The organism is Paraflavitalea pollutisoli, from assembly GCF_029360705.1.
Taxonomy (GTDB): Bacteria; Bacteroidota; Bacteroidia; order Chitinophagales; family Chitinophagaceae; genus Paraflavitalea; species Paraflavitalea pollutisoli.
In genome coordinates this window covers 1-9,109 of record NZ_JARKMX010000011.1, presented here as the reverse complement: position 1 = coordinate 9,109, position 9,109 = coordinate 1, and the positions used below count along the sequence as shown (strand labels likewise).

Below are 9,109 nucleotides of genomic sequence, written 5' to 3'. Positions count from 1 at the left end.
AACGCTGCCGGCAGCTCTGCGACCGGCTGCTGCTTCAGCAAACTGATCAGCGACTGGCCCGCCCCTACTTCCACAAATACCAGTTCTTCCCGGCTCCCTTGTTGAAGGATCGTTTGCAGCCCTTTGGAGAACTGCACCCCCTCCCGCATCTGCCGCACCCAGTAGTCCGCATGCTCCAACTCTGATGCGCCTATGAACCCACCGGTAACGTTGGAGATAAAAGGGATCGTAGCCTTCTGGATCGATACGTGCTTCCAGTAGGGCAAGAACGAGGCGCCGGCCTCCTCCATCATTGCCGAATGAAAGGCATGCGACGTATGCAACACCCGGTATACAACAGCGTCGGCCTCCAGCGCCTGCGTCAGCCGGTCAATCGCAGCCAGTTCACCCGATAGCACAACCTGCTCCGGGCCGTTCACTGCTGCCAGCGACAACCCTTCCTGCAGGTATACCTGCACGGCTGCTTCACTCAGCGAAATACTCACCATCGATCCCGGTTGCGCGGCATTCATACAAGCACCCCGCCGCACAACCAGTTCAAGGCATTGCTCAAAAGCGATAACACCGCTTACGCACGCAGCCGTATATTCTCCCAGACTATGACCCAGCATATAACGCGGTACGATCCCCAGTTGACCCAGCCACATCGACAAAGCATATTCCAGCAGAAACAGCAAGGGCTGTGTATATTTTGTCTGGTTGATCTTACCACCTTCCTCACCATACAATATCGAACGATGGTCCTCACCCGTCAGCGATTGCAACAGCGAGAACCCTTTATCCATATAAGCACGGAACACCGCATCCTGTTCATACAGGTCGCGGCCCATACCCGCATACTGCGATCCCTGGCCCGAGAACAGGAACACGACCCCCACACTACGGTCGGCACTGCGGCGCACCTGCCCCGCAAGCCGCCCACCGGACAACTGATCCAGCAGATCGGCACGGTCGCGGAAAACCGTGGTACAACGGTACCCGAAGGCTTTGCGACCGGTCTGCAACGTATAACACAGGTCACCCAGGTTGAGGTCTGGTTCTTCTCCTAAAAAACGGAGTAGCCTCTCCAGGTACCGCTTCACCGATTGTGCCGTCCGTGCCGACACCGTCAACAACTTGTTGGCTGGTCCCGCGTCACTGCTTTCCACAGCCGGCGCTTCTTCCAGTATCACGTGCGCATTGGTGCCACCGATACCAAAGGAACTCACACCAGCACGCAAAGGCCAGTCGCCCCGGCGCACCCAATCCTGTAGCGACGTATTTACATAAAAAGGACCACCCGCAAAATCGATCTCCGGATTGGCCACTTCGAAGTGAAGGCTCGGAGGCAACTGACGGTGCTGCAAGCTCAACGCCGTTTTGATCAACCCAGCAACACCAGCAGCAGTATCCAGATGACCAATATTCGTCTTTACAGAACCGATAGCGCAGGATCGCTCCATACAATGGTTAAATACGACGTTGAGGGCTTCCACCTCGATGGGGTCGCCCAGCCGGGTCGCCGTACCATGGGCTTCTACATAGCTGATGCTCTCCGCAGGAACCCTTGCTACTTTTTGCGCACGGGTGATACAATCAACCTGCCCCTCCACGCTTACCGCCGTAAAATCAACCTTGCGGTTGCCATCGTTGTTGATAGCGCTTCCTTTGATAATTGAGTATATATGATCATGGTCATCGATCGCATCCTGTAAACGTTTCAGCACCACAATGCCAGCCCCCTCCGTGGCCACCGTTCCACTTGCACCTGCATCGAAAGTACGGTTGTGCCCGTCTTTCGAAAAGATCATCCCTTCCTGGTAAAAATAGCCATACTGAATTTCACTGCGCAACGTAATGCCGCCCGCCAATGCCACCTTGGCCTCTCCAAAAAGCAGGCTTTTGCAGGCCTGATGAATCGCTACCAGGGAAGTGGAACAGGTCGTATTGATGGCCACCACCGGCCCTTTCAAATTGAGCTTATACGCAACCAGTCCGGCCAGAAAATCCTTGTTGCTGATATTATTGAGACTGAAACTATCCATGCCCTCTGTCCGGTTCTTCAATCGCGCATACAAGCGCCAATTGGAATCATCGCCTGCTCCTACATAAAAACCGATGGGACCATTTACGCGCTCCGGATAGCAGCCCGCGTCTTCGAGCGCTTCCCATACGCATTGATGCAGGGCCCGGTGAACGGGGTTCATCAGCATAGCTTCTGCCGGTGTGTAGTCGAAGAAAGCCGCATCGAAAGTATCTTTGTTCTTCAGTGCGGGCACCACCGGGATATGCGCCTCGTTCCGGATCGTCTCTTCTTCCATTTCGAGGGCCTGCATTTCCTCACGCGACATCCGGTGCGTACATTCCAGGCCATTTTGCAGGTTGTGCCAGAACTCACGTCTATCAGCCGCTCCCGGCATATTACACGAAATACCTACGATGGCAATTTCCAGGCCGCTGTACTTTTTATCATTCTTCATGGGCAGCATTTAATAAACTCATTGTTCGATCCATGACATCCACGGAATTTTCAATTTCTTTGACGAGCCCTTCACCATCCTTGTCTTCTACTTCACTCAGGTAGGCAGCCAGTACACTGATGGTTGGAAAGCGAAAGGCAGAAGCAACCGACAACCTTTTACCACCCATTTTATTGACCAGCGACACCATTTTAACGATGCGGATGGAGTTGCCCCCCAGGTCGAAGAAATTATCCGTTACGCCGATCTGATCACGTCCCAACAGTTCCTGCCATACCTGCACCAATTGTTGTTCGATGGCATTGCGTGGAGAAACGAATGCGTGCTCTGCACGCACGGTCATTTCCGGCGCCGGTAACCGCTTACGGTCTACTTTCCCATTCGCCGTCAACGGCAGCTGCGGCATTTGTATAAAATGAGCAGGTATCATAGATGCCGGCAGCCTATTGCGCAAAAAATCCCTCAGTATCGTCGCATCGATCGGTTCGCTGCCAACAAAACAGGCAATCAGCTCTTTCTCGCCATTAGACAACACCCTTACCCACGCGGCCACTTCACTAACCTGCGTATATGACAGCAATGCCGCCTCTACTTCACCGAGTTCTATGCGGTGACCATTTATCTTCACCTGGTCGTCTTTACGACCAATATATTCGATCGAACCATCGGGCAGCCACTTACCGAAATCACCCGTTCGGTAAAGCCGGTCACCGGCTACGAAGGGACTGTCCACAAAACGTTCCGCTGTCAGCTCCTCCTTGTGGAGATACCCCATCGCTACCCCTTTTCCACCAATAAAGAGTTCACCGGCAACACCCAGGGGCAACAATTGCCGGTGTTGATCCAGAATATAGATAGCGGTGTTGGCAATGGGCTTTCCAACGACGATCTTTTCCGCATCCCGACCGATCGGTGCGCAGGCCGACCAGATGGTCGTTTCCGTTGGCCCATACATATTGTACAACTGCAGGCCCGGTATCGCTTCGTGTAATTCGTTGGCAAGCGACAATGGCAATCTTTCGCCACCCAGCAACACAGTACGCAGAGAACGTAAAGGGCCTTCCGCTGTTTTCAGCAACGCAGCCATCGACGGCGTGCACTGCAGGTGCGACACCTGGTACTGCTGAAGTTGTGTATGAATGGAATGATCGGTGGCCGGTGGTGCAGCATGTGCGTTGTATTCACCCTTCAACGCCGTAAGCCGGTACAATCCTTCCATTGCATCTTTGTACCCGACGCCAAAATCGATGAGGCAGGCCACCTCATCCACACCAATATCGCTCAACCGCTCCAGCATTTTTGTACAGGACTCACGGGTCCCGATCAGGCTGGCAGTTGTAACATAACGGTCAAAGGCATGTTCCAGCAAACTCTGCATATCCTCTTCCGAAAAATTTTCCGCCTCGATGTCCATATTCAGGTCAACGGCAAACGCTTTCAACAACCCCACGGAAGTGCGCAGGTAGTCCATGAAAGGGCCGCGGGCCTTCTCATAGGTCGAGTTCATGTCTTCCCCCACATAGGTATGTAACATCAACGCCACTTTTGCTTTTGAAGGATCGTGGCCGCTTTCTGCAAATGCCGCCCGGTAGGCCTGTATCTTGACAGCCAGCCCTTCTACCGTTTCGCCGAGCAAGTGCGTGAGCACACCCGCGCCGAGCTTACCGGCCGACCTAAACGTGTCAGCACTGTTGGCAGAAGTGATCCACAAGGGTAGCTGTGCCTGTACGGGTCGCGGATAGATGTTGATACTTTTAGGATTGCCATTGCCGTCTTCAAATACGACCGGTTCTCCACGCCATAGCTGCTGGATCGTTTCAATATGACGGTACATCTCCGCTGTTTTCCGTGCATAGCTGGCGGGCGAAAAAATAAAATCGCCGACATGCCAGCCCGAGGCACAGGCGATGGCAACACGCCCATGAGAGATATTGTCTACCACCGCCCATTCTTCCGCTATGCGTACAGGGTGATGTAGTGGCAACACCACACTACCCGCACGGATCTGCACCCGCTTAGTCACCGCAGCCAGCGCCGCGCCCAGCACAGAAGGATTGGGGTACAATCCGCCAAACTCATGAAAATGCCGCTCGGGCGTCCATACCGCCGTATAGCCATTACAATCGGCGTACTGAGCGCCGTCGAACAATAGTTTATATTTATCGCCGAAAGTGCCCGCATCGGCATTGCCAAAATAAAACAAGCTGAAATCGATCGGCTTCAAGGGCTTTTTACCCGCTGCCGTCACGTCAAGCACATCTTTCTGCAGCACTACCGTGTAGCCATTCGTCAAGGTCCATACCAATTCAAGCACTGAAATGTCAAATGTATTGTTGGTAAGGGCGAGCAAAGTGCCAGGTGTGCGGGAAAAGACACCATTCATACCGATGAAAAAATTAACAACATTGGCATGGGTCAGCAGGCATCCTTTTGGATTGCCCGTGGTTCCGGAGGTATACATACAATAAGCCAGGTCGGCAGGCTGCACTTTGATCGGGGCATCGGTCGCCTCATAATCGCTCAGTCGTTCCTTGATATCCTCCAGCAATGGTTCGTCAATGACCGTCACACAGTTGCTGTCAGAAAGAATATATTCGATCCGGCCGGGCGGATAAGTTGGGTCGATAGGCACATAGGCTGCACCGCTTTTCAATATGCCCAGCAGGCAAAAAAGCATCCACTCGTTACGCTCCAGCTGCAGCCCCACGAGATCATTCCGTTTTACCTGCTTCGCTATGCGTAAATAATGACCGATCCGGTTGGCCCGCTCATTCAGCATTCTGTACGAGAATACCCGGCCTTCTACGATCAGGGCCGTTGCTTCGGGCGTTTTCCTGACCTGTTCCTCCAGCATGTGCAGGATGGTATCGGGTACCGGTACCGCAGTATGCGTATCGTTGAAAGTTGTCAGCAACCGGTGCTTTTCGGTAGCCGTTAAGTAATCAAATTGATGGAGCGGGGTAGCAGGATGCTCCAGCACCGCTTGCAGTAATTGCAGCAGGTGGTCGATCAGTTGCTGCGCAGTCTGCTCCCGGTATATATCGGTATTGAATTCGATGGTGGCCTGTAGCTCATCCGCATGTTCTACAAAGTCGAAGGTGAGGTCCAGCTTACTGACGACATGATCTTCGAACGGATAGCCACTGACACGTACATCACCAAAATGTTGTTTTACATCGCCGCCTTTCCCATAGGCGTTCTGCAGGATAACCATTACATCGAAGAGTGGGCTCCTGCTCAGGTCACGTTGAACATTCAGGTCGTCTACCAATCGTTCAAAAGGATAAGACTGGTGTTCAAAGGCGCCCAGCGTTACCTCCCGGACGCGGTGCAGCAATTCATCCATCCGATCGTCTCCCGAAAAACGTGTTCGCAAGGCGATCGTATTGAGGTAGAGACCAATCTGATCTTCCAGGTCCATGTGATCGCGGCCGGCCGTTGGGCTACCCAATACAATATCGGTTTGACCGGTATAGCGGTACAGCAACAGGTATACGACGGATAGCAGCCCCATAAACAACGAAGCATCCCGGGCCTGGCAAAACTGCCTGAAGGCCTTCATGGTCTGCTTGTCGACGCTGCGGGTCACCCTGCCGCCGCGATAGGTTTTCTCGCGGGGCCGCGGAAAATCTTCCGGCAACTGCAGCACGGGCAGTTCGCCCGCCAGTTGCTGCAACCACCACGATTTATGAACATTGGCAGCCGAATGATTCAACTGCTGATCCTGCCAATAGGCGTAATCCTTGTATTGGATCCGAAGTGGCTGCAGGGCAATCGCCGTACCATGCAGCAGGGCATGGTACAACGCCAGCAATTCTGAAAACAATACCTCCAGCGACCAACCATCGCTGACAATATGATGCATCACACACGTAAAGACGTATTTCTCCGGCGCTACCTGGTATATACAGGCACGCAACAAAGGCGCGGCGGACAACTGAAAAGAATAACGTATATCCGACCGGATTGCCTCTTGCAATAATGCGGCTGCATCATCTGACGCCTGCCAATCATTATACAGGAGTTGAAAATCCACCTCCTCTGCGGGGTGCACAAACTGCCTGATCTCCCCATACCGGTCTTCACGAAACGACGTACGAAGTATTTCATGCCGCGCCACCAGGGCGCCAAATGCATCCTCCAGCGCACTGACATCCATCTTTCCCTCCAGCACATACACGCCGGGCATATTGTAAGCACGACTAGCACCTTCGAACTGACACAGTATCCACAACCTGTTTTGTGCAGAAGACAGGGGATAACTTTCCTGCCGCCCTATCGGTTGTATACGATCGTTTTTGCCGGCTTCCAGACCTGAGAGGTATTGTACCAGTTGCTGCTTATTGTCACGAAGCTCCTGCAATAATTCGGGCGGCAACCCTTTCCCATTGAACTTTATCTTCAGGTCGTTATTCTCCAGCGAAATCACGATATTCTGCTCCCTGAGTCTCTTTAAAATACTTTCCATCTCCATAAGTGGTTTGATTGGATCAGATGACTATTTCATTTTCAAGTGGTACGCCTGCAGTGGCAACCCATGTCCGCTCATCGATCCTTGCCGACAGCAGGCGGAGCGTTGTATTCGTTAAAAAATCGGTGAGGGTAATCTCGACGCCCAACTCCCTTCGTATCCGCTTCATCAACATCATCCCTTTGAGCGAATCGCCCCCCAATTCAAAAAAGTTATCATTGGTACCAATACCCGATATGCCGAAAAACTGTTCATACAACTGTGTAAGGCGGATCTCCGTGGCGGTTTCCGGGGCCGTAAAAAGGGTAGACATCCGCGGTCTTTCCGCCCCTGGCTGGTCCTGTTGTACAGGTTCATCGTTCAGCGATCTATCCCTTTCCAGTTCATATATACGGTGAATACGTGCCGCCAGCGGCTCAATGGATTGGATCAATACCTGACTGCCCCTATCCCCCAGGCTCCAGTGAAATAGGGTGACAAGCTCTGCTGGTTTCAGTGCAAAGCGAACAGGACCTGATTCTTTTTGGATCTCCTCCCGCGAAAATGCCATTCCTCCAAGACCAACACTACGCCACGCCGGCAATTCAGCGGCTTTCGCCATCACCAAATGATCCATATAAAGGTTGGCAGCCGTGTAGCTGCTGAACCCCAAACCGCCCAGCACCGTAGCGAGACTGGAGGCAAGCCATACAAAATCGGGCTTGCGGTGGCGGAACTGGTTGTATAAGTTTTCTATACCTGCCACTTTGGGTTGCAGCATGGCCAGGGTCTTCGGCACAGAAATATCATCTACCGTTTCGAAGTAGCGTTCATCGATCAGCCCGGCCGCATGGATCACGCCATGTATGTCGCCAAACTGTTGCACGATGCCAGCAACAGCCGCACCAAAGGCATCGGCATCCGACACGTCGCAGGAGCAATAGTGTACCTCGTTACTGATGGCACACAGGGCCCTGTACCTTTCGAGGTGCGCACCACTGATATCTTCTGCACGCCGCCGGCCGGTTACGACCAGCTTCGCGCCATATTGTTGCAACAAATAACTTCCCAGTACAAAACCCAGGTTGCCAAGCCCACCTGTTACCAGGTATACCCCACCCTGCCGGATGGCCGCAGGCGGCAACTCCAGTGGCTGGTCATGCTGCTGGTAATGGGGCGACCACCAATGACCATTCCGCAAGGCAATGACCCGTGCTTCACGTCCATGATGACCAAGGACAGCAGCAGCCAATTGCGCCGCATGATCATTGATATCAGCAGGCGCCAGCAGGTCCACATTGAAGCAGTTTACGGCGTACTCCTGCGGCAACACATTGACGAGCCCCAGCAGCAGGGATTGTGCGTAGCACCTACCTTCGTGCCCTACTACACTTTGCAGTCCTGCCGTCAATACGGCAATCCGTTGATCCTGCAGCATGCCCTGGCGCAACAAGGCCTGGATTAGCCACACCAATCCAAAATAGGTACTGCACAGATCAGCATGGGCTGCGTGCAGCGCCGGCAATCCTTCGCGTACCTGTATCCCTGCGGCATAGACGACTTCCCTGATCCTTTGCCCACCAGCAGCCAGGTCGGCGACCAGCTGCTCATATTGTCGTTGATCGGTATGATCGATGCTGTAGCGACCTCCCCCCAATGACACGTAGGAAGTACCGGCCACCACTTCGATCACCAGTTGACCCTTATTATATTCAAGTATTTTATCTTTTAGTGCTGTAGCATCCATAGCTGCTGGCAACATCAACAAACAGCTACCCGGCTCCTGCGGCTCCTTCAAAGGCTGCTTCCACACCACACGCTTCCAGGAAGGGTAATATAGCCAGTGCTGTAAAGCCTGTTCAGTACGTGGTGCCAGCAAACCAAGCTCCGACAAGACGCTGCCATCCAGCGGATCCACTTCGGTGGGATACTTTACCGGTTCGAACGAATAGGTCGGCAACGATACCTTGCGGCGCTGCTGCCCGTCGTACCAGGATGTCCAGTTAACAGGCACCCCACTGCTCCACAACTGACCAATGCGGTTCGTTAGGTAGTACAGGTCATCGGCCTGCTCCCGGATACCACGTACCAGGTTGAACGCTGCCGGCAGCTCTGCGACCGGCTGCTGCTTCAGCAAACTGATCAGCGACTGGCCCGCCCCTACTTCCACAAATACCAGTTCTTCCCGGCTCCCTTGTTG

At 53.4% G+C, this 9,109-nt stretch carries 3 protein-coding genes; all 3 read right to left on the bottom strand.

What is annotated here, in order from left to right; translation table 11 throughout:
- On the bottom strand, positions 1-2,459 hold a 2,459-nt coding region (locus tag P2W70_RS30560), incomplete at its 3' end, for a type I polyketide synthase (protein WP_276485402.1).
- Positions 2,449-6,927, bottom strand: a complete 4,479-nt coding sequence (locus tag P2W70_RS30555; protein ID WP_276485401.1) for a MupA/Atu3671 family FMN-dependent luciferase-like monooxygenase — start codon at positions 6,925-6,927, stop codon at positions 2,449-2,451. The genes P2W70_RS30555 and P2W70_RS30560, both read right to left, overlap by 11 nt.
- A gap of 22 nt (positions 6,928-6,949) precedes the next feature.
- On the bottom strand, positions 6,950-9,109 hold a 2,160-nt coding region (locus P2W70_RS30550; protein ID WP_276485400.1), incomplete at its 5' end, for an SDR family NAD(P)-dependent oxidoreductase.